Raw genomic sequence first — 26,948 nt, 5'->3', positions numbered from 1 at the left:
CCCTTTCTCTGGGTGTCGCGCTTGTCACAATCGGGGTGCTGGCCGGCGTGGCCATGAGCACCGGTGTGGTCCCCGGTCCCGGCCCTTCCGACGCCTCGCCGAGCGAGCCGGAGGTGGCGAACATCGGCGGCGATCAGCCGCCGATGGAGTTCACGCCGGTGCCGTCCGCGGTGAAGGTCGCGCCCGTGCGCCCGTCCTCCACCCGGCCGGTGGTGACGCCGCCACCGCACTCGAACCCCGTGGTGACACCGGAGGCCGTGCAGGCCCCGGCGAGCACGGCGGGCACGACGGTGGTGCCTTCCGTGTCGCTGCCGTCGCTCTCGTCGTCGGTCGCGCCCTCCGCTGAGTCGAGCGTGCCCGTTCCCTAGCCGTGCGCGCGTGCCGACAGGTCCTGCCAGTCGGCCCAGGTCTTGAGCCGGTCCGCGTAGACCTGCTGGAGCATCGGGTAGAAGCCCAGCCCGAAGAGCACCCGCAGCGGCGGGTTGTCCGAGTCGACGATCTCGAGGAGGGCCTGGGCCGCGGCGGCCGGGTCGCCGGCGGGCTGCTTGCCGGCGAACGCCGCGATGCGCTCGCGGAAGGAGTCGTAGGCCGGGTTGGGCTCGGCCAGATGACCGTTGTTGAGGGGATCGGGGTTCTTGCCGGACCGGGTGGCGAAACCACCGGGCTCGATCACGGTCACCTTGATGCCGAAGTCGGCGACCTCCTGGGCGAGAGACTCGTTCAGGGCCTCCAGCGCCCACTTGGACGCGCTGTAGGCACCGCTGAGCGGCATCGCCACGAGCCCGGCCGCGGAGGACAGCTGGATGATGTGCCCCGCACCCTGCTCCCGCAGGTGCGGCAGCGCGGCCTGGATCACCCACATCGCGCCGAACAGGTTGGTCTCCAGCTGGTCGCGCAGCTGCTGTTCGGTCAGCTCCTCGACCGCGCCCACCTGGGCGTAGCCGGCGTTGTTGACGACGACGTCCAGACGGCCGAAGTGCTCCTTCGCCCGCAGGACGCTCGCGAAGACGGCGTCCCTGTCGGTGACGTCCAGCTCGAGCGGCAGCACCGCCCCGCCGTAGGTGTCGACCAGCTCGTCGAGGCTGGCGGTGGACCGGGCGGCCGCGGCCACCTCGTCGCCGCGCGACAGGGCGGCCTCGACGAAGTTGCGGCCGAGACCGCGGGACGAACCGGTGACGAACCAGACCTTGCTCATGATCTCTTCCGTTCTTCTCGCCTTCTGACGACCATGAAGACGCCGGCCCCACGAGCCCTGTGACAACGCGGTCTCGTGACGCACGTCACCAAGTCGGCGCTAGCTCGGTTCGAAGACGACGTCCACCCAGTAGTTGGCGTTCGCGTAGGTGTTCGCGGGGAAGCCGGACCCGTAGGCGAACACGCCGTTCTGCTCGGACGGCGCGATCAGCACCGGTGAGCTGACCGGACCGGCTGCGAAATACCCGACGTTCACGGCGTAGTGGCCCGTTGTGGTCGTGTAGGACGCGGTGTAGGTCTGGCCCGGGTTGACGGTCACCGGCTGGGCGAAAGTCAACGTCTGCCAGCCCGTGGCGGTCTCGCCGGTGAACGTGCCGGTCGCGAGACGCTGGCCGGAGGAGTTCCACAGCGACCCCGTGTGGGTGCCGGTGTTGCCCGCGCCCTTGTAGAACCGCACGCCGGTGATCTGGCCGGAACGCGTCGGCGAGAACCGGATGCCGAGCTCGTAGGCGTTGCCGTCGTCCGCGGACGTCTTGGCGGGCACGGTCGCCGTGCTGAACAAGGAGCACGGGCAGGCCGGCGTCGCCGTGGTGGTGAAGGCCCAGTCGAGCGGTGGGTCGCCGCTCGCGACGCCCAGGTCCAGGTGCGCCTGGTAGCGCGTGCCCGGTGCGAGCGGACCGGCCGGTTGCCAGGTCACGGTTCTCCGGTCGGCCGACAGCGACACCGTGCCGGTCAGCCGGTCGCCTCTGGGGTCGGTCAGCCAGATCTGGGCGGAGTCGGCGGAGACCGGCCCGCTGAACGTCGCCGTCAGCGGCGCCGCCAGGCTCGTGTTGGTCGCGTCGGCGCCCGGTGAGCGGTTCGTCAGCGTCGGCGGCGGTGGCGGGGCTTCGCCGTCCCCGTCGGTGGCGCTGCGGTAGATGACGTCGACCCAGTAGTTCGTGGCGTTGTACGACGAAGCAGGGAAGCCGCCGCCGTAGCGGTAGACGCCGTTGCCTCCGTCCGTGCCGTTCGGCAAGGCGTACAACGACTTGTAGCCCGCGCCCTGGCCGTTGAAGTAGCCGGAGCTGACCGAGTACCTGCCGTTCGGGGCGTAGTACGACACGACGTAGGTGGTGTTCGGCTGCACCGTGACCGGTGAGGCGAACAGCAGCTTCTGCCAGCCGGACGAGGTCTCCGCGGTGAACGTGCCGGTCGCGAGCTGCTGGCCGGTCGAGGACCACAGGGTTCCGGTGTGGGTGCCGGTGTTGCCCGCGCCCTTGTAGAACCGGACGCCGTGGACCTGGCCCCTGGCGTCGAAGCGGACCTTCGTGCCGACCTCGACCTGGTTGGTGTCACCGGAGTCCGCGACGGCCGGTGTGGTGAAGTCGTCCCAGATCGTGCACGGGCACGCCGCCGGGCGCGGCGAACCGGTGGTGAACTTCCAGGTGCTCGCCGCGGACAGGTTGCCGGCGGCGTCCGCGGCTCGCACCGACGCGGTGTAGGTCGTCGCCGCGGCCAACGGAGCCGTCGGTGTGAACGTGACCGTGTGCGCGTCTGCGGACAACGAGGTCGTGCCGGACACCGCGCCGTTCGGGCCGGTGACGGTGAACTGCACGGAGTTCGGTGTCACCGCCTCGTCGAACGTGCCCGAGACGGTCGTGGTCAGTGCGACCGAACCGGCGTCCGGGAGCGGTGAGCTGGTCGTTCTGACCGGTGCGCGGGTGTCCGAGCCGGGATCCGGCGCCCAAACCACGTCGACCCAGTAGTTGGTCTGGTTGAACGAGTTGTTCGGGAAGCCGGTGCCGTAGCGGAAGACGCCGTTCGGTCCGTCCACATCGGACGCCAGGCCGGTCAGCGGTTCCAGCACCTTGTTCCTGCGGAAGAAGTACTCGGAGTCGTAGGAGAACCGCCCGGCCGGGGTGAAGTACGAGACGACGTAGGTGGTGTTCGCCCGCACCGCCACGGGGGCCGCGAACAGCATCGTCTGCCAGCCGTTCGCCGTCTCGCCGGTGAACGTGCCGGTGGCCAGCTGCTCCCCGCTGCTCGACCAGAGCGAACCCGTGTGCGTCCCGGTGTTGCCGTCGCCTTTGTGGAACCGCACTCCCCGCACGTAGCCGGACGTGGTGGCGCGGAACTTCATGCCGAGTTCCAGCGCGGAGTTGTCGGCCGCCGAGGCGACCGCGGGTGTGTCGGTGGAGCTGAAGACACCGCACGGGCACACCCGAGAGGCCACGCCGGGATCCGCGCCGATCGGTGCGGAGAGGTTGGCCGAGTCGTCGACGGCGCGGACCCGCAGACGCGCCTGGCCCGACTGCGCGGGCGTGTAGGTGTAGCTCCACGTCGTCTGCCCGGCCTGCCACGTCGCCGGGTGCCAGCGGGTCCCGCCGTCGGTGGACACCTCGACCCCCGCGACCTGGCCGGCGGCGTCGGTCACCGTGCCGGAGAACGTGTACGGCTGGCCGACGGTCGACTGTCCCGGCACCGACGTCATCGACACGCCGGGCGGCGCGGTGTCGGCGCTCGGGGTCGCCGCGGTCAGGCCCGGTTGCAGCGAGCCGGGGAGAACACCCATGTCCGCCAGGAAGTTGACGGTGGCCTGCTTCATCCGGACGTCGGACGTCGGCGTGGTGGTGCGGTACGCGTGCTCGTCGTCGACGCCCCACGCCCACTGCACCGTCCCGGCGGCGAACACGAGCGATCCGCTGGAGTGCCGGTAGTAGGTGATCGCGTGCGTCTTGGTTCCGGAGCCGTACTCGTCGCCGTGGTTCTTCAGCACGAAGTAGCCCTGCATGTCGACCGTCGTGCGCGAGAGCTGCGCGACGCCCGCGGGCTGGAAACCGTTGTCCTCCACGCTGTTCCACTCGTAGCCCAGCGTGCCGGGCTTGAAGGAGTACGTGGCACCGGACGCCAGCGACTGCAGGTCGGTGTGCCGCCAGAGCCGCATCTTCCCGTACGCGGCCGGCACCTGCAGCGCGTCGTCGCGGCGACCGTTGACGGTGAAGAGGTTGCCCAGCAAGGCGTTCTCGGGTCGGCCACCGTCCTGCGGCGGGCTGTACCGCGGGTCGCGCCACGTGCCGGTCCAGTCGCTCAGCCCGTCGCTTTGGGTGCCCTTGGTCTCCTTGAAGCAGGCGACCGTGCGCCAGTCGGTCCGCGAGGAGTCGGTGCTGGGTTCCCAGCGGGTCTTCCAGAAGAACTCGTTGCCGGTGAGGAACGCCATGTGCACCCCGGCGTCACGGGCGGCCTCGATGTTGGCGCGCTGTTCGTTCGACCAGTACTCGGGGTGCCCGACCGGCATGAACACCCGGTGGTTCTTGATGAGCTGGCCGCGGCGCGCCGTGTCGGCGTCGGTCGTGTAGCTCACGTCGTACCCGTTCGCCTCCAGGAAGCGCAGCATGGGGTACTCGGCGTTGAAGACGAAGTTCTCCTCGCCGCCACCGCCGGTGATCGGGCGGTTGTAGCTCACCTTGTACGCCGAACCGCCCTGGCCGGGACCGTCACCGAAGTACAGGCTGTTGCCGCCGTAACGGTTGTAGGCCACCCACGTCGCGTCGGCGGTCTGGAAGAGGATCTTGGACCGGGAGGCGTCGTCCCGCACGACGAACACGATCTCGTTCTGGGCGCCGGTGTCGGTGCGCCGGACACGGGCGTAGTAGATGCCGGACACCGCGTCGGACGGCACGTCCCAGCTCACCGAGATCGCCCAGTTGCCGCAGTCGATGAGCGCGGTCGGCGTGTCCCGCAGACAGGACGGCTGGGTCTGGGGCGTGTCGCGGCCGACCTGGCCGACCCGCCGCGCACCGAGGCCGCCGTACCAGCCCATCCGGTAGATGTCGATCGTGTACGCCGGCGCGGAGGTCAGCACCTTGAAGTCGACGCGACCGCCCGGTGTGGTGCTGATGTCGGTGGTGAAGCCGACGATCGAGTTGTCCCGCGAGGGCACCAGCCAGCCGGGCGTACCGGGTTTGGTGTTCTCGCACAGGACCGCGTTGGTCACCGGTGCGTCGCACGGAGCCGCGTCGGCCGCGGCGGGTGCGGGGGTGAGAACGAACGGAAGGACCACACCCGCACCGACCGCGAAGGACAACATCGCGCGGGACAACCGTCTCAACACACTACGGACCTTAGTAGTGCTCACGCTCTCACCCATGCTCCGGTCTACGAAGCACGGCGACCCGCGGCTCACACCGGAGGCAGGGCATTACCCGAACGTTATCCGCGGAAGCTCGTTCGTCAAACGGGAAACCCCCGCAGCGACCTCGGCGCGTGAGGTCGCTGCGGGGGCCGGTGGGACCCTTTCCGAGGGAGAGCGCCGCCGCCGATCAGCTCCCCCTCGGAAAGGGGTTGGGACCACTGCCCGGGGACGCCGCCGCCGATCTGCCCCCGAGCAGTGGGGTTGGGACCGTCTCAGGGGGCGCCGCCGCCGATCTACCCCCTGAGACGGGGCTTTCACCTCACCCGCTGGCCGCCACGTCGAGGGCGGCGGCCGGCAGGTGGTCGTCGTAGGCCGAACGCAGCCTCAGCTCTGCGCCCGGCGTGGCTCCGATGAAGTCGAGTCCGGCCAGCGCGGCACCCACCACGGGAGGCACGTCGACCACGCGGACCTGGGCGAGCGGTGCGGCTGCCAGCACCTTCTCGCGGACCGGTCCCACCACGACCTCGCCAGTGTTGGTCAGCACGCCGCCGCCGAGGACCACGTCCACCGGCTCGTCCATCAGGTCGAGCTTGCGCAACGAGACCGTCGAAAGCAGCACGATCTCCTCGACCAGACGGTCGATCTGGGCCAGGGCAACGGCATCACCGCGGGCGGCGACGTCGAAGACCAGCGGGCAGAGGGCGTGCGGGTCGAGCGCGATCTCCTCGAAGTGGATCTTCTCGACCACCTTGGAGATGGACGTCTCGCCGTAGTGCTCCAGCAGGGCACCCAGCAGCTCGGTCGGCTGGCCGCGGCCGTCCTCGGCGCGCACCGCGTGCCACAGGGCATCGTTGCCGAGCTGGCCGCCGCCGCCCCAGTCGCCGGAGATGGCGCCCAGAGCGGGAAAGCGGTGCGTGCGGCCGTCGTGGGCCACACCGACGGCGTTGATGCCGGCGCCGCACACCACGGCCACACCCACGCCGGAGGTCGTTCCGGCGCGCAGCAACGCGAACGTGTCGTTGCCGACGAACGTCGTCGTGGACCAGTTCCGCTCGATGATCGCCCGCGTCAGGTCCTCCTCCTCGCGGGGCAGGTCGGCCCCCGCGAGGAAAGCGGCCGTGTGCGAGGCGATCGGCTCGTCGGGGGACAGCCCCGCCTGCGCTGCGGCCTCGCGTGCCAGTGCCTCGAACACGTCGAGCCCGCGCTTCATGCCCACGGTCTGCGGCGGGGCACCGGGCCCGCGCACCTGCGCGAGCACCTTGCCGTCCGCGTCGACCAGGAGCACCGCGGTCTTGCTGTTCCCGCCGTCGATGGCGAGGACCCGGTCCGTCATTGTTGTCAGGCTCCCTTCACCCACGGCAGCAGATCGCGGTTCTGCGCGATCAGCTCGTCGGCCAGCTGGTCCGCGATGGCGTGCTGGCCGATCAGCGGGTGGGCGAGCAGTGCGTTCGCCACTCGGTCGCGACCACCGTGGATCGCGGCTTCCAGCGCCAGGTACTCGTACGCGGTGACGTGCGAGATCAGCCCGGAGATGGTCGGCTCCACCGGGCGCACCGGCAGTGCGACACCGCCCTTGGAGTCCACAGTGGATGAAACCTCGATCACGGCGTCGTCGGGCAGGAACGGCAGCGAGCCGTTGTTCTGCACGTTCACCACGTGCTTCTCGGCACCGGCGCCACCGGTCAGCGCGTGCACGAGCTGCACGGCCGCCTCCGAGTAGTACGCACCACCGCGCTGCGAGAGCTGTTCGGGCTTCGTCACGACCGACAGGTCGCCGTAGATGTCGAGCAGCTCCTTCTCGACCGCCGCGACGACCTCGGCGCGCGGCGGCTCGTTCAGCTGCTTCTGCACGACGGCATCGTGGTTGTAGAAGTAGTTCAGGTAGTACGACGGCACCATGTTCAGGCGCTGGATCAGCGACGCGTCGATGCCGACGTGCTTGGCCAGGCCCTCGAGGTGCTGCGAGAGCAGCTCCGGCAGCCGGTTCACGCCGTCGACGTAGACGCCGCGTTCCCACGTCAGGTGGTTCAGGCCGACGTGCTCCAGCTCCACAGTGGACGGATCGACGCCGAGCAGGCCAGATGTCCAGCGCTGGAACGTGATCGCCACGTTGCACAGGCCGATCGCCTTGTGGCCCGCCTGGAGCAACGCCCGCGTCACGATGCCGACCGGGTTCGTGAAGTTCACGATCCACGTGTCCGGACCGGCGAGCTTCCGAACCTTCGCGGCGATGTCCAGGACCACCGGCACGGTCCGCAGAGCCTTCGCGAGGCCTCCCGCGCCGGTGGTCTCCTGGCCGACGCACCCGCAGGTCAGCGGGAACGTCTCGTCCGAAGCGCGGGCCTTCTGACCACCCACGCGCAACTGCAGCAGCACCGCGGACGCGCCCTCGACACCGTCTTCGAGCGACGTGGTGGTGCGCACCTTCGCCGGGTGGCCCGCGTGCTGGAGCAGGCGCTGGCTGAACGGACCGACGAGAGAGAGGCGGTGCTCGTCCGGGTCGACCAGGACGATCTCGTCCACCGCCAGGCTGGTGCGACGGCCGGCGATGCCGTCGATCAGCTCCGGCGTGTAGGTGGACCCGCCACCGACGACGGTGAGTTTCATCCCTTGACTCCTGTGAACGTGATTCCCTTTACGAACGACTTCTGGGCGAAGACGAAGAGGACGACGGCCGGGATCATCGTCAGGAACGTCACCGCCATCGAAGAGTTCCACTGGACGATGTGCATGCCCTTGAACGTCGCCAGCGCCAGCGACAACGTCCACTGGTCCTTCACCTCGCCCGTGTAGAGCAACGGCCCGAAGTAGTCGTTCCAGGTGAAGAGGAAGCAGAACAGCGCGGTGGCCGCGATGCCCGGCTTGGCCATCGGCACGATGATCCGCACCAGCGCCTGGAACTCCGAGCAGCCGTCGACGCGCGCAGCGTCCACGTAGGACTGCGGAATCGTGAGCATGAACTGGCGCAGGAGGAAGATGCTGAACGCGTCGAACAGGAAGTACGGCACGATCAACGGCCACAGCGTGCCCGTCAGGCCCAGTGACGACCACGTGTCGTACAGCGGCACGGCCACGACCTGGGGCGGCAGCATCATCGCGCCGATGACGAGGATGAACGCCACGTTCCGGCCGCGCCACTGCAGTTTCGCCAACGCGTAGGCGGCGGGGATCGACGAGATCAGCATGCCCGCGGTGGCGAGCAGCGAGTACGTGAGGCTGTTGACCAGGTACTGGAAGAGCGGGGCCTTGTCGAAGACCTCGACGAAGTTCTCCCAGTGCCACTCGCGCGGCCACAGGTCCGCGGTGAACGCCTGGTCGTCCGACATCACGGCGGTGAGGAAGACGAACACGACGGGCGTGGCGAACATCAGGCCGAGCGCGAGGCCGAGGGCGTGCGTGGCGACCCAGTTGAGGAACCCGCCGACGTTGCGCTTGCGGCGCGGCTGTTCCGGTTCCCAGGCGATGTCGGCCGGTGGTTTGGCCAGCGTGGCGGTCATGCTCCCGGACCCCCTTCCTCGGCGCTGGAGTTCTTGCGCATCCGCTGGACCAGCACGATGGTCACGGCGAACGAGATGATGAACAGGACCGTGGCCATCGCGGCCGCGTAGCCCATGTCGAAGTAGCGGAAGCCTTGCGTGTACAGGTAAACCGGGAACGTCAGCGTCGAGTTGTCCGGATATCCGAGATATTTGGTCGATCCCGTCGCGTCCGCTGCTCCCGAGCCGGCCGACCCCGCGACGACCGCCTGCGTGAACAGCTGCAACGCGAGGATCACCGAGTTCACGATGCCGAAGAGCAGCACCGGGGAGATCGTCGGCAACGTGACGTGCCACCAGCGCCGGATCGGACCGGCGCCGTCGAGCTCGGCGGCCTCGTACTGCTCCTGCGGCACGTCGAGGATCGCGGCCAGGATGATGATCATCAGGTCGCCGGAGATCCACAGCATGATCGCGGTGATGCCGGGCTTGGCCCACGCCGGGTCGGAGAACCACAGCGGCGAGTCGACGCCGAACCAGCCGAGGATGCTGTCCACCGGGCCGCCGTTGGGGCGCAACACCATGAAGAACACGAGGGTCGCGGCCACCGGCGGCGCCAGCGACGGGAGGTAGCAGAGCGTGCGGATCAACCCGACGCCCGACTTCAGACGAGCGATGACCGATGCCACGCCCAGCGCGAAGACCGTTCGCGCGATCGTGAGCACCACGACGAACCACAGCGTGTTCGTGATCGCCTTGATGAGCAAGGGATCCTTGAACATGAACGTGTAGTTGTCGAGGCCGTTGAACTCCGGCGCGTTGATCAGGTCGTACTTCGTGAACGAGAAGACGACCGTGGCGACCAGCGGGTAGCCGAAGAACAGGACGAAGCCGATGATTGCCGGGGCCATGAACCCGAGCACGGCGAGACGGTGGCGGGCACGTGCCCGCCCCCTGCCGGGGGCGGGACGGGCGCCGAGCGTGGCGGTCATCTCGGGGATTCCCTACTTGCCGCTCTTGGCGATCTGGTCGTCGATGTTCTTGTCGACTTCCTTGAGACCGGCTGCGAGGTCCGGGACCTTGCCGGAGGTGTACGACACCGCGAAGTCCGTGACGGCCTTGATGTGCGCGTCACCGATCGGGGTGACCGGGTTGCCCTTGAGCTTGTCGCTCTTGGCCAGGTCGATGAACGTCTTGAACTGCTCGTCGACTTCCAGCTTCGGGCTTTCCATCGCGGCCTTGGTGCTCGGCACGTTCTTGATGGCGTTGGACAGGTCGACGATCGTGTCGGTGTCGAACGACAGGTGCTTGATCAGCTCCCACGCGGCGCCGGGGTTCTTGGCGCCCTTGGGAATGCCCATGATCGTGCCGGTGGTGAACGCCGTGCCGTAGTCGGCGGGCTTCCAGGTCGGGAACGGAGCCGTGCCGAACTTGATCTGCGGCGCCTGGGCCTTGAGGAAGGCGGTGCGGTACTCGCCGTCCATCATGATCGCGACCTTGCCCTGGTGGAACGCGTGGTCGGCCGAGTACTCCTGGCCGAGCCCGGCGCGGAAGCGCTCCAGCGCCTCGTAGCCGTAGAAGTCCACGAGCTTCTTCTGGAACGTCATCATCTCGGTGAAGCCGGGCGAGGACGCGAGCGCCGACTTGCCGTCCTTCTCCCACTCGGCGCCGAACGACGGAGCCAGGATGGTCGGGCGGTTGGCGTAGAAACCCATGGTGGGCAGGTAACCCGCGACCTCGATGTCGCCGTTCGGCGCTTTCTTGGTCAGCTTCTTCGCGGCCTCGAACAGCTCGTCGAGCGACTTCGGCGGGGCCGAGATGCCGGCCTCGCTGAACATGCCGGTGTTGTAGTACATCGCGTAGACGTCGGTGAGCATGGGCATCGCACAGCGGTTGCCCTTGTACTCGGTGTACTCGCGCACGGCGGGGGAGATCTGGTTGAGATCGACCTTGTCCCGCTCGATGTAGGCCTTCAGCGGCTGGAACGCGCCGGAAGAGCAGAACTGCCCGATGTTGTCGGTGGTGAACGACAGCGCGACGTCGGGCGTGTTGCCCGACCGGATACCCGCGGTGATCTTGTCGTCGTCCTGCGAGCCCTCGTGCTTGATCTCGATGTTCGGGAACTTCTTGTTGAACGTCTTGAGGGCCTTCGTGACCTCTTCCAACTCGCGGTCGGAGTAGTTGCTCCAGACCGTGAGGGTGAGCTTGTCGTCCTTGCCAGGAGCAGCGGCGGCGTCGGAATTGGCGCCGCCACCCTTGCCCGCCGCACATGCGGTGAGGGTCAGCGCTGCGGCGACACAGAGCAAGGCAGCACGGGTGTGCTTGCGCATGTGCACTCCTTCTCGATCAACGTGGGGACCCGGCGACCGCTGAGACCGAAGTCCCAGCGCCGCGGAATGGAGCCGTGGTGGCAGCCGGCAGGCCGAACACCTGCTCGCGTGCGACGGCCAGGGCCGAGTGCAGTGCGCCGCTGCGCACCGGCTTCCCGGTCACCAGGGCCAGTTGGAGAGGCGTTCTCGGCACCACCAGTTGCCGCAGTTCCGCGGCAACGAGGTCGTTGAGCGTGGTTCCGCCTGCCTGGGCGATGTCGCCGGACAGGAGGATGAGTTCCGGGTCGAGCACCGCGACGACGCTGGCCACACCCGTGGCGATGCGCCTGGCGAGATCGACCATGAACTCCCTGCCCGCCGGGCCTGCGGCCAGCGCCTTGCGCACGGCACCGTGGCCGTTGCGCGCAGCGAGTCCGTGAGCCTTGGCGAGCTTGCAGATCGACGCGCTGCTGAGCAGCTCACCGAACGTGCCGCCGGAGCGGTCCGTGTCGGTGTCGGCGGCCGCGCGGTCGGGGATCATCAGCCCGTCGATCTCGCCCGCACCACCGGTAGCGCCCTTCAGCAGCACTCCGTTGATCACGACGGCGGCACCGACGAGGTCAGCGGGCCAGATGACGACGAAGTCGCGCACCTGCGTGGCCCGTCCCGCGACCATCTCCTCCAGCGCGACCAGGTTGACGTCGTTCTCGACGCTCACCGAGGTCGCGAGCTGCTCCCGCAACCGGCCGGGAACGTCGAAGCCGCTCCAGCCGGGCAGATGTGGTGCGTAGGCGAGCTCGCCGTTCGCGGGGTTCACCGCTCCGGGACAGCCCACCACGACGTGCAGCAACTGGTCGGCGGTCAGTCCTGCCTGCCCGCACGCCTTGCCGACCGCGCTCACGAACGCCTCGAGCACGCCGTGCTTCGCGGGCATCGGGGCCTTGTGCTCGGTGAGCACGGCACCGGAGATGTCCGCGATCGCGATGTCGACGGTCTCGGGGGTGAGGTCGACAGCGGCGATGTGCGCAAGGGTTCCGTTGACCGACCACAGCTGGGCACGAGGCCCGCGTCCACCGCCGCGCAGTCCGTTGCGGACCACGGTGTCGGCGGTTTCCAGCCGGGTGAGCAGCTGTGCGGTCGCCGGCTTGGAGAGACCGATCAGGCCCTCCAACTCCGACCTGGTCAGCGGCCCGTTGCGCAGCAAAGCCTCGATGGCTGCGCGGTCGTTGATCTCCCGCAGCAGTCGTGGGCTTCCGGCACGCATTAGGTCCGCTCCTGTCTGTTAACTTTCCAGACGATTTCCGCAGACGGTAGTGACCTGGTTCACCGAGGTCAATCCCCGATACGGGTCCGTTACCTGACTTAGGTTCACCTAAGGCAGTCTGGAAGCATGACCGACGTGCGTCAGGAGTCGCTCGCATCACTGCTCGGAGGCCGGGGCGGCGCCCTCGACGCCTCCCTGCCTCCACTGGCGTTCGTCGCAGGCTGGCTGCTCTGGGGTCACTCCATCGGCGCGGGCGCCATGGCCGCCGTGCTGTGCGGAGTGGTGATCGGCGTCGTGCGCTTCGTACGCGGAGAGAAACCCCGTGCGGTCGTGCTGTCCGTGCTGCTGGTGGTGGCTGCCGCTCTCGTGGCGGTCTACACCGGCCGTGCGGAGGACTTCTTCCTCATCCAGCTGCTGTCCAACGTGGCCTCGGCCCTGGCGTGGGCGGGCTCGATCGCGGTGCGCTGGCCGTTGCTCGGCGTGGTGGTGGGAACACTCCTCGGGCAGAAGACCCGGTGGCGGCGCGATCCTGCCCTTTTGCGCGCGTACTCAGTCGCGTCGTGGGCGTGGGTCGGGCAGTACGTGCTGCGGGTGGCGGTGTTCACGCCGTTGTGGCTCGACGCGCAGGTCGTCTGGCTGCTCACGGTGCGGGCTCTGCTGTCGTGGCCGTTGCAGATCGTCTGCATCCTGGTGTCGGGGTGGCTGCTGCGGCGTGCGCTGCCTTCCGGGCATCCGGGGTTCCGGCACCCGCAGGTGCCGGAGCAGGCTTAGGCCTTCAGCTTCTCGACGACCCGTCCGGCGAGCTTCTCGCTGAGTTCGCAGGCGATCGGGTATTCGGGTTCTGCCCGGAAGTTGGTGGTGATCTGCACTTCGACGGCAGCCCCGTCCGACGCGGCGACGGTGGTGTCGCAGGTTCCCTGGCCATCGCCGACATTGCTGACGAAAGCCGGGTATCCGGCGACCGTCGTCTCCCTGAACGTCTGGCCCTTCCTGGCCTTCTCCTTCAGTTCCTCGAACGTCTTCTTCGTCGAGAGAGTGACGCTGTAACCCGGCCGCGTCATCGCCTTCGGACCCCAGAAGCAGTGCGGGCCCTGTGATGTGTCTTTCAGCTTGGGGTCGTGGAACTCGTCCGCGGGATTGAGTTCGTTGCCGGTGAACAGCCGGCACGGATCGTCCACGAACTTGCTCAGGTCGAGGTCGGACGAGGTGGAGCAGCCGGAAACGACAGCCGCGGTCGTCAGCAGGATCAGAGCGTTGAGCTTCACAGTTCCCGTAGACGATCACGGGAGGGCAGCGGTTCCGTCGTCAGACGAAACAGGAACGCCGACCACGCCTCCGCGGACACGGGGAGGTGGGTGGCTGGTGCCTTGCTGTCCCTGATGCCGACGCTGCGGCCCACTTCGACGCAGTTGTTGCCACTGCCGCTGTAGCTGCTCTTGCGCCAGGCGGTCATTGGAGACCCTCCAAGATGTTGTCGATCACCGCCCTCGATTCTTCCTCACTCAGGGCGACGGCGGCGAGTGCCGCAAGGATGTCGTCGTGGGCCTTGATGGTGTCGGCGTCGTCGAAGAACAAGCAGTAGTTGACGCTCTCGACGTAGACGACGGTTGGGTATTTCGGGAACTTCATCATCCGGAAATCACCGGCCGTCCCCGCGTGCATGCCCGCTGAACGAGGAACGATCCGCAGGCTGATGTACTTCCGCACGGACATCCTGAGCAGGTGGGCCAACTGCTCGCGCCACACCTCCAGGCTGCCGACCTGGAGCCAGAGGGCGTGCTCGTGGACGAGGAAGGTGAACTTCCGTCCTGGCCGCAGGATGTTCGCGCGTGCTGCTCTCGCAGCGGCAACTGTCGGCACCTTCTCGGCCTCGATCAACGTCGAGTGCTCGGTGACGACGTAGGCATATTCGGGTATCTGCAGGAGGCCAGGCACAAGAGTCAACGACCAGTCGGTGATCTCCTCGGCATCCCGTTCCTGGTCGATCAAGGTGCGCACCTGGTCCGGCACGCCGTCCTCGGGGATCTGAAGCCAGGCCTTGCCGGACTCCCGGAACAGCCCCAGCAGGTGTTCGCGCTCTTCCGTAGTGGCCTGGCAATAAGCGAGCAGCAGTACCACTTCCTGCTCGCTCACACCTCCCTTGCCGAGCGTCAGGTCGGAGATCTTGGCTTCCTGCCAGCCGAGCAGCTCGGCGAGCCTGCGATGGGTGAGCCCGGTGCGCGCGATGACGGCGCGAACACCGGCACCGAACTCCCGGCCCACCACACTGGACGATCTTTTGGGCATGTCCGGAAAGCTAGGCCTGATATGGCTTTGCGCTCCATCGTTTCCGGCCAAATCTGCCTGAAGGTGGGAGCCATGGAGCGGCTCCATGTTTCACGATCTTGCTTTGAAGGCCGCTTTCCGCGCCGCTTTCGCGATCTTCTTGTCCGGGTGCTCCTCGCCGATCATCGTGAGCACCTCCCACACCTCCGGGTGCGGAAGGCGCCACATCGCGTCGAACATGTCCCGCACGAACTCGTCCGGTGCTCCCGGCGGGAACGCGTTCTCGACCTCGCCCGACGCCGCCACCAGGTCGGTGAGCAGCCACGCCGCGTCGGTGAGGTCCACCTCCTCAACGCCCAGTTCGGTCTTCGCGTAAGGCCGCAGTTCGGGCACGTTCATCGCCGACCGCCACAGCGACTCGGTGCCCAGTTCGTTGGACCTGATCAGATGGACGGCGAACATCCGCTCGAAGGCGTTGCTGTGCGCCGCCGCGGAGACCAGTTCCTGCGCTGCCTGCTCAGGAGCACGCAGCGCGAGCCAGGCTCGGGACTCGTCGGCGCTCTGCTGTTCACTGAGGAAGGCACCGGCGCCAAGAAGATCGGCTGCGGTCATCTGTTCGACCGGCGGCAGCACGCCGATGTCGACGCCCATCGCGACATACCGTTCACGCATGCACCACAGCGCGAGCGGGGTGAGTCTCACGGTGTCCGTGGTGATCTCCACGGCACCGAGTTCGCGCAGATGTTCCAGGAGCGCGGGAACCGGGTCGCCGACCGCCTTGACGAGGTCCTCGTCGGCTTCCTCGGACAGCGCGCCCTGGACGAGTTCGCTCAACTCGTTGCGGGACAAGCCTTCTCCGTCAGCCAGGAACAGTCCGAACGTCATGGCGGGGCCGACGGGGCCGAGGTTCACATCGATGTCGAGATCGAGGTTGCCGTCGAACCAGACCGACTCGGTGAGCACGAACTCGAACGCTGCGTCCCACAAGGCGAGCACGTCCTCGTCGCCGCCGTCCGGCCATTCGTCGAGCCCGTCGGCAGGCCGCGCCTCGTCGTCGGTCAGCTCGATGAAGTCGAGATCGTTGGCGAGATCCCACAGCATGTCGAACTCGCTGCCGGAAACGCCGAGCGCTTTCTCCGCGGCGGCGATGTCGGCGGTGCTGAGGTCGCCGTCCTCGACGACCACTTCGCGACCGTCGAGCCACGTTGCCACACGGCGCACCCTGGCGAGGAAGGTGCTGGTGCGCGCCTGCGACGCCAGCACCGCGAGGTCCGGTAGCCGGATCGGTGGCAGTTCGTCGGGCAAGCCGAGTTCGCCGGGATCCGGTGGGAGCATGAACTCGTCGTCCATCAGGCGACCCTACGCCGTTGCGTCGACGGGACTGTCGGTGCCCGCTGCTACGTTTGCCCGCATGGGTGTGACCACCGTCCAGCTCGATGTCCGGGACGTCGAGTACGCCGTCGGCAGGACCACTTTCGACCGCGGTTCCGACTATGCGCGGCAGGGTCGTGTGCAGCGTTTCGGGTGGGATGGCGCGGAGTCCGCGCTGTACGGGACGGTGCTCGGGCGGGGTGATGTCTACCGGACATCGGTGTACTTCGACCGCTTCCGCGACTACTTCCAGTTCGCGCACGGTGAGTGCAGCTGCCCGGTAGGACTCAACTGCAAGCACGTGGCCGCGTTGGTGGTCGCGGCCACGCAGCCCGAGCAGCCACGCAGGAAGCCGTCGAAAGTCACGTGGGACCGGTCGCTGGAGGCACTGCTCGACGGCGGGCAGGAGGTCGACGCCGGCGTGCCGCTGGCGATCGAGTTGACGCTGGCCCAGGCGAACGCCCGCACCGGGCCCGGCTACTCGTTGACCGCACGGATGGTGCGGCCCGGCAAGAACGGCGGCTGGGTCGGCAGCGGCCTCAACTGGAATCAGCTGGGCTACTACGGTCGTGACCACCGGCCGTCGCACCTGCGGCTGCTGCGCGAGTTCTACGCGATGTACCAGTCGGGCAGCACCGGCTACGGCTACTACGCCGAGAAGACGCTCAACCTGCTGTCGTTCGAGTCCGAGAAGCTGTGGCCGCTGCTCGACGAGGCCCGCGAGCTCGGGCTCGGTCTGGTGCATGCGCGTAAGGGCCTGGGAGACGTGGCTCGCCCCGCCGTCGCACGGCTGCACCTGGATGTCACCGGAAGCGGCACGAAGCACGTGGTCGACCCGGTGCTCACCGTCGACGAGTTCGAGCAGGAGATCGAACCGCTCTGCTTCATCGGCTCCGCCGGGCACGGGCTGGTGTACGTCGATCGGGAGCAGGTGCAGGCAGACGACGACTGCCGCTGCTGGCAGTTTCGGCTCGCGCGGCTGGCCAAACCCGCACCCGCCCAGCTGCAACGGTTGGTGCTGGACAAGAAGCGGCTGGAGATTCCGAAGAACGGGCGCACCAGGTTCCGCGACGAGTTCTACCCGCGACTGCGGCACCTCGCGCCGGTGACCTCGTCGGACGGCGCCTTCACGCCCCCGGAGATCTCCGGGCCCACCCTGGTTCTGCGCGCGGCGCACGAGGCGGGCCACGCCCTGGGCGTCGACTGGGAATGGGAGTACCAGGTCGGCGACTCCTCGTTCCGGGCGCCGTTGGGTGAACTCGACCCGGACGACGGCTACCGCGATCCCGCCGCGGAACGCGCGGTGCTCGCGTCGGTCGAGCAGCACGTGCCGTCGCCAGGGCCCAAACGCCTCGCGGGCACCGACACGATGCGGTTCGTCACCGAGGTGCTGCCGTTGCTGGCGGACCTGCCGGGGGTGGAGGTCGAGAACAGCGGCGAACAGCTCGCCTACCGCGAGGTCAGCGACACCGTCGAGATCGGTGTGTCCACCGGTGAGGTGCCGGGGGAGACCGACTGGTTCGATCTCGGGATCACCATCAGCGCGGACGGCAGGACGGTCCCGTTCCTCGACGTTTTCCTGTCGCTGAACCGGGGAGAGACGCATCTGCTGCTTCCGGACGGTGCCTACTTCTCGCTGGAGAAGCCACAGCTGCGGTCGTTGGCCGCGCTCATCGAGGAAGCGCGGGCACTGCAGGAGACGTCGTCGGGCGACTCGTTGCGGATCAGCCGGTTCCAGGCGGGACTCTGGGAGGAACTCGCCGAGCTCGGCGTGGTGCAGAGCCAGGCTGAGGCGTGGCAACGGCAGGTGGAGGGACTGCTGTCGGCGGACGCACTGCGCGACACCGAAGTGCCCACGATGCTCGATGCACAGCTTCGTCCGTACCAGACGGACGGTTTCGGCTGGCTTTCGTTCCTCTGGGAGGCCCAGCTCGGCGGCATCCTCGCCGACGACATGGGCCTCGGCAAGACCGTGCAGACGCTCGCGTTGATCTGCCGGGCCAGGGAAACCACTCCGGACGGCGCGCCGTTCCTCATCGTCGCACCCACCAGCGTCGTGTCGAACTGGGCTACCGAGTCCGCGCGGTTCGCGCCGGAGCTGAACGTCCGGGCGATCTCGGAGACGACGAAGAAACTCGGCCTGACGCTGGACGAGGTCGTCGAGGGCGCGGACGTGGTCGTCACCTCGTACGCGTTGTTCCGGCTCGACTTCGACGCCTGCTCGGCGCTGCCGTGGTCCGGTCTCGTGCTGGACGAGGCACAGTTCGCCAAGAACCACCAGTCGAAGGTCCACCAGTGCGCGCGCCTGCTGCCGGCACCGTTCAAACTCGCGATCACCGGTACGCCGATGGAGAACAACCTCATGGAGCTGTGGTCGCTGCTGTCGATCACCGCGCCGGGGCTGTTCCCGAGCCCGACCAGGTTCCGCGAGTACTACGCGTTGCCGATCGAGAAGCACGGCGACACCGACCGGCTGGCTCAGTTGCGCCGCCGGATCAAGCCGCTGATCAAACGGCGCACCAAGGAACAGGTCGCCGCGGACCTGCCTGCCAAGCAGGAACAGGTGCTGGAGGTCGAACTGCATCCGAAGCACCGCAAGCTCTACCAGACCCAGCTCCAGCGGGAACGGCAGAAGGTGCTGGGACTTGTCGACGACCTGAACAAGAACAGGTTCACGATCCTGCAGTCGCTGACCCTGTTGCGGCAGCTGAGCCTGCACGCCGGGCTGGTCGACGAGAAGCACGACGCCCTGCCGTGCAGCAAGATCGACGCGCTGATCGAACAGCTGACCGACGTGATCGACGGCGGACACCGCGCCCTGGTCTTCAGCCAGTTCACCGGATTCCTGGACAGGGTGCGGACCGCTCTCGACGCGGCCGGAGTCGAGTACTGCTACCTGGACGGCAAGACGCGCGGGCGAGCCGCTGTGCTGAAGAGGTTCAAGGAAGGCACCGCGCCGGTGTTCCTCATCAGCCTCAAGGCCGGTGGCTTCGGGCTCAACCTCACCGAAGCGGACTACTGCTTCCTGCTCGACCCGTGGTGGAACCCGGCGACCGAGGCCCAGGCGGTCGACCGGACCCACCGCATCGGACAAAGCCGCAACGTCATGGTCTACCGCCTCGTCGCCAAGGACACCATCGAGGAGAAGGTCATGGCGCTCAAGGCGCGCAAGGCCGAGCTGTTCGCGAACGTCATCGACGAGGGCAACGTGTTCGGCGCGAGCCTCGACGCCGACGACATCCGCGGCCTGTTCACCTGAGGCCGACTAGAGTCACGCAAGGAACCTATTGCAGCTCGGCGACCGGAGTGGACATGTACGTCTCGCAGGTGAAGCTGCGGAACATCAAAGGGTTCCACGGCGCCCGCGAGGTGGACCTGACTCTGACTCGCCCGGACGGGTCACATGCAGGCTGGACCGTCATCGCGGGCCGAAATGGTTCAGGAAAGTCCACACTGCTGCAGGCAATCGCTCTCACGCTCAGTGGCCCTCGTGTTTTCTTTGCCTTCATGCAAGGTTTTGAGAACTGGATGACTCACGGGGTGGACAGTGCTGCGACAGATCTTCAGGTTACGCAAGACGTAAAATTTGATTCCATTGAGTCGGGTAAGGAAATAACGGAGACGGTTCACCGTTTTACATTTTCGTGGGACCGTGAGCAGTTGTCCACCATGGGGTCGAGCGGGTACTTGCTCAAAGGCCCGTGGAGCACTCAGCCAAGTGGGTGGTTGTGTGCTGCATACGGGCCATTTCGTCGGCTTACTGGAGCGGTTCGGAATCCAGCTGGGCGAGCGGCGCAGATTTCAAGCTTGTTCAACGAGGACGCTTCGCTGGCCGAAGGTGTCAGCTGGTTGATTCAACAGCATCTACGGGCACTTGAACGTGAACCGGGTGCGGACGATCTGAAGAAAGCCGCGCTGCGCCTGCTGAGCGATGGCCTGCTCCCCGATGATCACAAAGTAGATGACGTCACCTCGGACGGGCTTTGGGTCACCTGTGGCGGTAACAGGTTTCCGTTGCGAGAGACAAGCGACGGATACAGGACCGTGACCGCGCTTGTGGTGGATCTGCTCAAACAGATTCATGATGCGTACGGGGAACTCCAGGTTGAAGGCAACGCGGTCACCGCGCCTGGTGTGGTGATCATCGATGAGGTCGACGCTCATCTTCACGTCTCCTGGCAGCAGCGCATCGGTGGCTGGCTGAAGGCGCACTTTCCCAACATTCAGTTCATCGTCACAACGCACAGCCCGTACATCTGCCAGGCCGCAGATCCTGGTGGATTGATCCGGCTGCCCGGGCCGGACGAGCAACTACCTCCACACGTGGTGGATCAGGATTTGTACGAGCGGGTCGTGTACGGCAGTGGCGACGACGCCGTTCTCACTGAGCTGTTCGGCCTCGACTCGCCGTACTCGGAACAAGCGGAGCAACTGCGCACGCGACTTGTCGACCTCGAAGTCAAAGTGCTCGCCGGAACGGCAGATGAGCAGGAAGTTCGGCAGTACAGGGAACTCAGAGAGAAGCTCACGAGTTCGCTGACGGCGCGGGTGGACGAGGTGGCCGCCCGGTTGCGCGACGCATGATCCGAATTGTTCGAGCAGATCTCCCGCCCGCTGTGGCCGCTCGTATGAGTGCGGCGACTGAAAAGATCCGCTCGACTCCACTTGATGAGCGATATGAGAAGGCTCATGCCGCCTGGCGCAACTTGACGATCCGCAAGACCGTCCGGGCGCGACTCGGTGAGATGGCTGCAGGGCCTGAGAGGTGCATGTACTGCGGCGAGAGCCGAGGTGCGACTGTCGACCACTTCGAGCCTGTCGCTCGAAACCCACTGCGCACCTTCGACTGGCTCAATCACCTTCTTGCTTGTACGCCGTGCAACAGTCATGAGAAAGGAGAGCAGTTCCCTCTCGACGCGGACGGCCATCCACTGCTGATCGATCCGACAGCCGAGGACCCGTTCGAACATCTGCTGCTGACGTTGTCTCTCGGCGTCTACCGCCCGCTCACACCAAAGGGCCAGGCGACCATTGACGTGCTCGGGCTGAACAGGCGCGGGTTGCCAAATGGGCGCATGCACGCTCGCAAAGTGGTCGAGCTCGCTCTGCACGCGTGGGATCGGGCGCATGCACACGCCCGCTCGGATGAGACGCAGAAGCACGTTCAAACCGTGCAGGACCAGCCGTTCGCGGACGTGTGTCAATCCATGTTGCGGCAGGCGTTCAGTCCCGGTGCCGATCTCGTGTTCAGCGACGCTCCGGATCTCCTCGCGCTCCTGCGCAGAGACGACCTTCGCGCAGCGCTGCTGAGATGACCCAGGTCAAGCCAGGCGTCGAGTGCCGGCCAGCACGTTCGGGTTGCGAATCAGCTTGCCGCTGGACGTCCTCGGCAGCGCTTCCACGACGTGGATCCGAACGGGGAGCTTGAACTCGGCAAGCCTTTCCGCGCACCACTCCGAGAGCGCCTGAGCGGTGAGCGTGTCGCTGGAAGTGCCCACGTACGCGTGGATTTCTGCGGGACCGACGACCACGGCTTCGGTCACCAGCGGGTGGGCGCGCAGGACGTGTTCGACCTCGGTCAGGTCGACCTTGTTGCCGCGCACCACGACCAGCGAGTCGGTGCGGCCGAGCAGCCGGAGCTCGCCGTCGTCGGTGAACTCACCGCGGTCGCCGGTGCGGAACCAGCCGCCGGAGAACCGCGAGGCGTCGTTCTCGTACAGGTAGGGCGTTTCCGGCAGCGCCACCTCGACCAGTCCGTCGGACACGCGTGCCGTGACGCCGGGCATCAGCCGGCCGACCGACGGGCGGACCGTGCCGTTCACCGCCATGGTCAGGGCGCCGGTCTCGGTGGTGCCGAAGCATTCGCCTACGGGGAACGCGTAGGCGGCGGCGAACCTGTCGGCCACCTCCTGCGGCATCAGCTCGCCGCCCGCGAACGCGCCGCGGACGGTGCGCAACGCGTCGCGGTCGGGGGAGGAGGCCAGCAGCTCGAAGTGGAACGGCAGGCCGGTGATGAAGTCGACCTCGTGCGTCCGTGCCTGGCTCAGAATCGCTTCCGCGGCAGGACTTTCCGCGAACACCAGGTGCACGCCGGCCGCGAGCGAGTGCAGCAGGCCGCCGATCAGGCCGAAGCTGTGGGCGGGGGAGTTGAGCAGCAGCAACCGTTCGCCTGGCGCGACCACGCCGTCGGACTTGGCGAACCGGTCCACCTCGTCGATCAGGGAGGTGGTGCTGCGTCCGATCACCTTCGGTCGTCCGGTAGAGCCGGAGCTGAACTGGACGAGCGGGTGCGCGGTCGGTGCGGGGACGCCGCCCGCCGGTTCGATCTCCAGCTCGTACCGCTCCTGGAAGCCGGTCGCGGGATTTCCTTTCTGGCGCAGGAAGAACTCGGGACGGGTCAGCTCGCACAGCACGTCGACCTCAGCCGGCCGCAGCCGGTGGTCGATCGAGATCACCTGGGCACCGAGGCTCCACAACGCCGGCACCGCTTCCAACTGGCTGAAGCTCGGTGGCACCTGGACCGCGACCGTGCTGCCTTCTCGTACACCGGCGAACTGCGCGGCCAGAGCGGCGACGTCGGCGCGCAGATCGCCGTGCGTCACCGTGTTCTCGTACGTGAAGATCGGCGCCTCGTCACCGTGACGGTGCATCAGGTCGTTGATGAACGAACGCATGTCAGGACTCCTTGCAGAACTCGCCGATCGGGAGGCCCACATGCCGTTGCTCCGGCGCGAGGTACCCGAGCAGCTCGTCGCCGGGCCGCAGCTCGGTCACGTTGAGGACCTCGCCGCCGGGACCGAGCACGCGGACGTGCCAGTCGTCCTGCACCATCAGGTGCACCTCGACGCCTTCCGGCGAGCGCGCGGTGATGGTGAGCATCGGGCGTGACTCGAGCTTGGCCCTGCCGACCGTGAGCTCGCGGGTGTGGCCGTCGGCGCGGACTGCGAGCACCTTGCTGCCCGACCGCAGTTCCGAGAGGTAGTTGGTGCGGTTCGCCGGTCCGAGCATGTAGGAGTGCAGCGCGCCCGCGTTGACCCGGAACGGCCGTGTCGGCATGTACGGCAACGGATGCGTTTCGCTGCAACAAAGAACGAAGCCGGAGGAGAAGGACCCGACGAGGATGCCTTCGTCTTCCTGGAAGTGCGAGGCGGTGTCGACGCACACGCGGTCGCCGAGACCGTTGTGGGTGAGGGCTTCGACGGTGAGCGTGGTCAGGGTCAGCGGCGGGGACGTGACTTCCAGCAGCCTGGCCAGTTTGAACACGTCGGTCGCGTCCTTCGGCGCCATCAGCACGCCGTCGGAGCCGTGTTCCAGCACCTCCAGGACGATCGCGGCCTCGACGAGGTCCGCCACGACGGTGACGAGCTCGCCGGGTGCGCCGTCGGCGGCGGCGATGACGATCTCCAGCGGGATCTTCGTCGGGTCGGTGAACGCGACGACGGTGTGGTCGAGCCGTTCCGCCGCGGCGCAGGCCAGTTTGAGCGTGCGGTCGTCGCTCACCTGGACGAAGGCGGAGCTCGCCGGCAGCCGGTCGAGCTGGTCCTGGTCGTGCACCGCCACGGTGACCAGGTGAGGGCTGTCGACGTGCTCCTCGGTGAGCAGCACGCGGGTGATCGTCGGCGGCAGGTCGTCGAGCAGCGCGGGGTCGTCGGACACGACTCCGCTGATCCGGCTGTGCACCGCCGCGTCGATCACGGCGGTCCGGTGCGCTTCCGGCACGGTTCTGAGGTCGATCCAGGCGAACTTCACCGGTTCTCCAAGCAGGTCAGTGCGCGGATGAGGCTTTCGTCGGTGGGGGCGTGCACGATCGAGGTCAGTTCCGCGACCAGCTGCATCGGCGTCGGCGAGGTGAAGACCCGTCGTCCCACGGCCAGACCGGCGCAGCCCGCGCTCATCGCGGCGCGAGCCTGGCCGGGAAGGCTGTTCGCGGACGCCGGACCGCCCGCGACGACCACGGGAATCGGGCAGCTCGCGACCACCTCTGCCATCGACTCGGCCGGGTGGGTCAGGGTGGTTTTGACGATGTCCGCGCCGAGATCCGCCGCGATGTTGACGACGTGCGCGACCAGTGCGGGATCTTTCGGGTCGCTGACCCTGGGGCCGCGCGCGTAGACCATCGCGACCAGCGGAACGTTCCACGAGTCGCACGCGGCCGCGACCGTCCCGAGGTCGGACAGCTGGCGGGACTCCGTGTCGGAACCGATGTTGACGTGCACGCTCACCGCGTCGGCGCCGAGCCGCAGCGCCTCGTCGACCTCGCCGACGAGCACCTTGGCGTTGATGTCCGCCATGTGCGCGGTGCCGGCGCTCAGGTGGACGATCAACGCGCATCCGCCGAGCACGGCGGGGTCGAGCGTCCGCACACGTCCTTTGTGGACGATAATGGCATCGGCGCCACCCCGCACGACCGCGCTGATCAGGTCCTGCCACCGGTCCTGTGGCACCACCGGACCGTCCGACACGCTGTGGTCCAACGGCACGAAGAGATACCTCTCGTCGTGCGGACGGGAAAGCCGTCGCAGCCGCAACGCTTTCCTCATGGCACTCACACCTCCTGAGGTCGTTTGACGTCAACCAGCAGCGTGGTGCAGACCACTCGGCCGGCGGCAGGTGTGAGGTGCCGATAATTCCCGGGTTATCGGCCTGACAGAGCAATCGCGCTTACAACCGCCACGGAGCGTCACCTGGTGACACCCGCGTGGCCGTATTTGTGGCTCATTCACTGCCCTAGGCTTCCTCGGTGCGAATGGAGCTGAGACATCTGCACGTGGTGCTGACCGTGGCGCAAGCAGGCAGCATCAGCCGGGCCGCCTCCCGGATGAAGATCGCTCAAGCCGGGCTGACCGCCCAGGTGCGGCGGATCGAGGCGAGTCTCGGCGGGCCGTTGTTCCTGCGCCGCAACGACGGCGTCGAGCTGACCGAACTGGGCCGGCACGTCGTGGTGCGGGCCCAGGACCTGGTCGACAGGTTCGACGACCTGCTCGTCACCTCGCACAAGCTGGCAGACCGCGGCGACTCGAGGATCCGGCTGGGAGGCGTGGCGGGCTCACCGACCGCGTTGCTCGTCGAGGTGGTCAGGGAGACGTTGCCGGGCGTGCCGCAGACCACGCACGTCGAGCACGGCGGCCAGGCGGTCCTCGAACTGGTGCGCACGGGCGAGCTCGACCTCGCGCTGGTGGTGGAGTTCCCGCACAGCCCGTTGAGGTTCCCGGACGAAGTCGGCTTTCGCCGCGTGGCAACCGAACGGATGCTGATCGGCGTGCCACTGGGCCACCGGTTGTCCGGCCGCAGCGAGGTGCTGCTGTCCGAGCTGGCCGGCGAGGAGTGGGTCGTTCCCGACGAGAGGAACGGCGGACGGCTCAACCTGGACCTGGCCTGCGAGGCCGTCGGCTTCACGCCGCGCTGCGCACATTTCGGCGTCGACCCGGTCGTCGCGGCGGACCTGGTGCGGTCGACCGGTGCCGTGGCGGGCTTCTTCCCCGGTCACGACCTGCCCGGCGTGCTGCTCAAGCCGATCATCGGCAACCCGTTGCACCGGCGGATCACGCTGGTGTGGAACGCCGACGCGGCGCAGCACGTGGAGGCCGTGCACGCGGGGCTGCTGCGCGCGTACCACGAGAGGACGCCGGACTCGGGCCGCCTGCTGGCGTCGTGACCGAGCCGAGTCAGTTCTGAGGCGGGTACTGCTGCTGGGGCGGATACGGGTACTGCTGCGGCGGCGGGTAGGGCTGCTGGAACTGCTGGGGCTGCCCGTACTGCTGCTGTTGCTGCTGCGCGTAGTACTGCTGCTGGGCCCAGTACTGCTGTTGCTGCCGCTCGCGGTTCTTCCGGCTGTTGCGAGCGGAGACGATCACCGCGATCACGATGATCGGGATGATGGCGAACCCGACCAGCCTGCCGAGCACGTAAAAGGGGTCGGGACCAGCCGCGACGATGTGGATCACCCGCGCACTCTGACACAGCCGCGGTGGCGCAACGTGACGAACTGTGCGCGCTGCGCTGTGACCTTGCTCAAGCCGGCCGCGGCGCCGTCGGTCCCAGCACGTCGACCGCCGCCAGCCAGGCCGCGCCCGCCGCCCCTTCCGTCGCCATGATCACCTGAGCGTTGCACCGGGTGAGCAGCTCCTGCTTGAGGTGCGTGCCCACCGGCGTCTTGATCAGGCTGCCCACCAGCACGATCGGTGACGTGTCGGACGGCTCGCGCACCGCGGACGCCGTGTCCGCGAGCAGGCGGGCGGCGGACGCGACGATCGTCAGCGCCTCGGGATCGCCGTGGTGGTAGGCCGAACTGACCAGCGGCGCGAACTGCGCCAGCCTGATCGGTGGCTGAGCGTTGACCGCGTTGATCAGCTGACCGCGGTTGCGGGCACCGGCCGCGGTGAGAACTGCGGTGGCCAGGCCTTCCAGCGGCGCGTCCAGGTCGAGCAACTTCAACGTGGCCCGCACGGCCTCGCGGCCCAGCCAGAACGCCGAACCGTCGTCGCCGATCAGCCAGCCGTAGCCGCCGGACTGGCCGACCATGCGGTGGCCGGCGATGCGGCCCGCGATGGAACCGGTGCCCGCCACCAGAACCGTGCCGTCGGGCGACGACGTGCCGGTGGCGAAGGCGGCCTCGCAGTCGGTGATCACGCGCATCGGGCAGTGCAGGCCCGCGCGTTCCCAGGCGTCCTGGAAGAGCGCGGAGACGGCTGGGTCCGCCAGCTTCGAGGCTCCGGCCATGCCGAGAACCCCGCTGCGGACCTTGCGGGAGTCCAGGCCGTCCAACGCCTCCCCGAGCGCCTCGCCGATGTGGGCCGCGGCGACGGTGGGCGGGTGTGCGTTCGGGTTCGCGCCGCCCGCCAGGCCCTGGCCGAGGCGGGCGCCGTCCAGATCGAGCACCAAAGCCCTGGTTGAGGTGCCGCCAGCGTCGAGTCCCACGACCAGATCCATAAAAGCCGAGTATGCCGAGTGATGCTCAC

Annotated in this window: 23 protein-coding genes; 6 read left to right on the top strand and 17 right to left on the bottom strand. The window is 67.7% G+C overall.

Translation table 11 applies throughout. The features are described 5' to 3' along the window. The first annotated feature begins 53 nt into the window (after positions 1-53). Positions 54-368, top strand: coding sequence for a hypothetical protein (locus AOM45_RS33795; protein ID WP_156249753.1), 315 nt, complete (start codon positions 54-56; stop codon positions 366-368). On the opposite strand, the gene AOM45_RS33790 is transcribed toward AOM45_RS33795, so the two are convergent. From AOM45_RS33790 to AOM45_RS33755, 8 genes are all read right to left on the bottom strand, one after another. Continuing rightward, a complete protein-coding gene (locus AOM45_RS33790) occupies positions 365-1,195 on the bottom strand; it encodes an SDR family NAD(P)-dependent oxidoreductase (RefSeq protein ID WP_030470989.1) in 831 nt (276 codons plus the stop codon). The two genes, AOM45_RS33795 and AOM45_RS33790, sit on opposite strands and share 4 nt — an antisense overlap. 99 nt (positions 1,196-1,294) lie before the next feature. After that, a complete protein-coding gene (locus tag AOM45_RS33785; protein WP_236703918.1) occupies positions 1,295-5,284 on the bottom strand; it encodes a DUF4082 domain-containing protein in 3,990 nt (1,329 codons plus the stop codon). Between the two features lie 340 nt (positions 5,285-5,624). After that, positions 5,625-6,638 (bottom strand): N-acetylglucosamine kinase, encoded by a 1,014-nt coding sequence (locus AOM45_RS33780; RefSeq protein WP_035912281.1) that lies wholly within the window; start codon positions 6,636-6,638, stop codon positions 5,625-5,627. A gap of 5 nt (positions 6,639-6,643) precedes the next feature. Beyond that, positions 6,644-7,912 carry a 6-phospho-beta-glucosidase gene (locus AOM45_RS33775; RefSeq protein ID WP_030470986.1) on the bottom strand — a complete coding sequence of 423 codons (1,269 nt, stop codon included), beginning with the start codon at positions 7,910-7,912 and terminating at the stop codon, positions 6,644-6,646. After that, positions 7,909-8,802, bottom strand: a complete 894-nt coding sequence (locus AOM45_RS33770) for a carbohydrate ABC transporter permease (RefSeq protein ID WP_030470985.1) — start codon at positions 8,800-8,802, stop codon at positions 7,909-7,911. Before AOM45_RS33770 ends, AOM45_RS33775 begins: the two co-directional genes overlap by 4 nt. Further along, positions 8,799-9,773, bottom strand: a complete 975-nt coding sequence (locus AOM45_RS33765) for a carbohydrate ABC transporter permease (protein WP_030470984.1) — start codon at positions 9,771-9,773, stop codon at positions 8,799-8,801. Before AOM45_RS33765 ends, AOM45_RS33770 begins: the two co-directional genes overlap by 4 nt. A gap of 12 nt (positions 9,774-9,785) precedes the next feature. After that, complete coding sequence (locus AOM45_RS33760; protein ID WP_030470983.1) at positions 9,786-11,111, bottom strand: ABC transporter substrate-binding protein; 1,326 nt, start codon at positions 11,109-11,111, stop codon at positions 9,786-9,788. Between the two features lie 16 nt (positions 11,112-11,127). Further along, a complete protein-coding gene (locus tag AOM45_RS33755; RefSeq protein ID WP_051784277.1) occupies positions 11,128-12,354 on the bottom strand; it encodes an ROK family transcriptional regulator in 1,227 nt (408 codons plus the stop codon). A gap of 126 nt (positions 12,355-12,480) precedes the next feature. On the opposite strand from AOM45_RS33755, the gene AOM45_RS33750 reads away from it, so the two are divergent. Then, positions 12,481-13,125: a DUF3159 domain-containing protein gene (locus AOM45_RS33750; RefSeq protein ID WP_030470981.1), complete on the top strand. Its 645-nt coding sequence runs from the start codon at positions 12,481-12,483 to the stop codon at positions 13,123-13,125. On the opposite strand, the gene AOM45_RS33745 is transcribed toward AOM45_RS33750, so the two are convergent. The 4 genes from AOM45_RS33745 to AOM45_RS33730 are packed head-to-tail and all read right to left on the bottom strand — an operon-like array spanning position 13,122 to position 15,969. Continuing rightward, entirely contained in the window at positions 13,122-13,619 is a 498-nt protein-coding gene (locus AOM45_RS33745; RefSeq protein ID WP_030470980.1) for a DUF3558 domain-containing protein, read from the bottom strand. The genes AOM45_RS33750 and AOM45_RS33745 overlap by 4 nt on opposite strands. After that, entirely contained in the window at positions 13,616-13,807 is a 192-nt protein-coding gene (locus AOM45_RS33740) for a DUF397 domain-containing protein (protein ID WP_030470979.1), read from the bottom strand. The genes AOM45_RS33745 and AOM45_RS33740 overlap by 4 nt, the downstream gene beginning before the upstream one ends. Beyond that, positions 13,804-14,727: a helix-turn-helix domain-containing protein gene (locus AOM45_RS33735; protein ID WP_156094175.1), complete on the bottom strand. Its 924-nt coding sequence runs from the start codon at positions 14,725-14,727 to the stop codon at positions 13,804-13,806. Before AOM45_RS33735 ends, AOM45_RS33740 begins: the two co-directional genes overlap by 4 nt. Before the next feature lie 3 nt (positions 14,728-14,730). Continuing rightward, positions 14,731-15,969, bottom strand: a complete 1,239-nt coding sequence (locus AOM45_RS33730; protein WP_030470977.1) for a hypothetical protein — start codon at positions 15,967-15,969, stop codon at positions 14,731-14,733. 61 nt (positions 15,970-16,030) lie between these two features. Between AOM45_RS33730 and AOM45_RS33725 the strand changes: the two genes are divergently transcribed. The 3 genes from AOM45_RS33725 to AOM45_RS33715 are packed head-to-tail and all read left to right on the top strand — an operon-like array spanning position 16,031 to position 21,305. After that, on the top strand, positions 16,031-19,249 hold the full coding sequence (locus AOM45_RS33725; RefSeq protein ID WP_030470976.1) for a DEAD/DEAH box helicase: 3,219 nt from the start codon (positions 16,031-16,033) through the stop codon (positions 19,247-19,249). A gap of 53 nt (positions 19,250-19,302) precedes the next feature. Further along, positions 19,303-20,574 carry an AAA family ATPase gene (locus AOM45_RS33720; RefSeq protein ID WP_030470975.1) on the top strand — a complete coding sequence of 424 codons (1,272 nt, stop codon included), beginning with the start codon at positions 19,303-19,305 and terminating at the stop codon, positions 20,572-20,574. 44 nt (positions 20,575-20,618) lie between these two features. Beyond that, the gene (locus AOM45_RS33715; RefSeq protein ID WP_156094174.1) at positions 20,619-21,305 is read left to right on the top strand and encodes an HNH endonuclease; all 687 of its coding nucleotides are present in this window, start codon (positions 20,619-20,621) and stop codon (positions 21,303-21,305) included. Between the two features lie 6 nt (positions 21,306-21,311). On the opposite strand, the gene AOM45_RS33710 is transcribed toward AOM45_RS33715, so the two are convergent. From AOM45_RS33710 to AOM45_RS33700, 3 genes are read right to left on the bottom strand one after another with little or no spacing between them, the layout of a single operon-like run. Then, positions 21,312-22,664: a class I adenylate-forming enzyme family protein gene (locus tag AOM45_RS33710; RefSeq protein ID WP_030470973.1), complete on the bottom strand. Its 1,353-nt coding sequence runs from the start codon at positions 22,662-22,664 to the stop codon at positions 21,312-21,314. A gap of 1 nt (position 22,665) precedes the next feature. Then, positions 22,666-23,739, bottom strand: a complete 1,074-nt coding sequence (locus tag AOM45_RS33705) for a 3-dehydroquinate synthase II family protein (protein ID WP_030470972.1) — start codon at positions 23,737-23,739, stop codon at positions 22,666-22,668. After that, entirely contained in the window at positions 23,736-24,530 is a 795-nt protein-coding gene (locus AOM45_RS33700; protein WP_051784276.1) for a 2-amino-3,7-dideoxy-D-threo-hept-6-ulosonate synthase, read from the bottom strand. Before AOM45_RS33700 ends, AOM45_RS33705 begins: the two co-directional genes overlap by 4 nt. Positions 24,531-24,736: 206 nt before the next feature. Here AOM45_RS33700 and AOM45_RS33695 point away from each other — a divergent pair, with 206 nt between their 5' ends. Further along, the gene (locus tag AOM45_RS33695) at positions 24,737-25,645 is read left to right on the top strand and encodes a LysR family transcriptional regulator (RefSeq protein ID WP_059362837.1); all 909 of its coding nucleotides are present in this window, start codon (positions 24,737-24,739) and stop codon (positions 25,643-25,645) included. A 10-nt stretch (positions 25,646-25,655) separates the two neighbouring features. Here AOM45_RS33695 and AOM45_RS33690 read toward each other — a convergent pair whose 3' ends face one another. Both AOM45_RS33690 and AOM45_RS33685 read right to left on the bottom strand, forming a co-directional pair. Further along, a complete protein-coding gene (locus AOM45_RS33690; RefSeq protein WP_030470969.1) occupies positions 25,656-25,934 on the bottom strand; it encodes a hypothetical protein in 279 nt (92 codons plus the stop codon). 67 nt (positions 25,935-26,001) lie between these two features. Next, the gene (locus AOM45_RS33685) at positions 26,002-26,919 is read right to left on the bottom strand and encodes an N-acetylglucosamine kinase (RefSeq protein WP_030470968.1); all 918 of its coding nucleotides are present in this window, start codon (positions 26,917-26,919) and stop codon (positions 26,002-26,004) included. Between the last annotated feature and the right edge of the window lie 29 nt (positions 26,920-26,948).

The sequence above is a fragment of the Lentzea aerocolonigenes genome (genome assembly GCF_000974445.1).
GTDB lineage: Bacteria > Actinomycetota > Actinomycetes > Mycobacteriales > Pseudonocardiaceae > Lentzea > Lentzea aerocolonigenes.
The sequence above is the reverse complement of the archived record's forward strand: the minus strand, read 5'-3'. Positions and strand labels throughout refer to the sequence as shown.